Annotated in this window: 1 protein-coding gene; it reads right to left on the bottom strand. The window is 46.0% G+C overall.

Features of this window, described 5'->3' with window-relative positions; genetic code table 11:
• A partial coding sequence (locus tag AAEZ02_RS22505; RefSeq protein WP_351125270.1) for an aldehyde dehydrogenase family protein occupies nt 1–272 on the bottom strand: 272 nt, incomplete at both ends.

Raw genomic sequence — 272 nt, 5'->3', positions numbered from 1 at the left:
AATATGGGTCATGCCAGCTCTGATACCACGCGCAAAGCGCAGACCTTTTTGCATATCTGCTGTAAATACCGCACTAGATAGACCGTACATGGAGTCATTAGCTATCGATAACGCATCGTCCTCATCTTTGGCACGGATGATACCGACCAATGGTCCGAACACCTCATTACGTGACAAATCCATCTCACGAGTGACTTCAGTAAAGATATGCGGCGGTACTACTTGACCTTTTATCTCACCACTCAAAATCATTTTGGCACCTTCTTCCTGTG

It is taken from the genome of Shewanella sp. T24-MNA-CIBAN-0130 (genome assembly GCF_040310185.1).
GTDB classification, from domain to species: Bacteria; Pseudomonadota; Gammaproteobacteria; order Enterobacterales; family Shewanellaceae; genus Shewanella; species Shewanella psychromarinicola.
The sequence above is the reverse complement of the archived record's forward strand: the minus strand, read 5'-3'. Positions and strand labels throughout refer to the sequence as shown.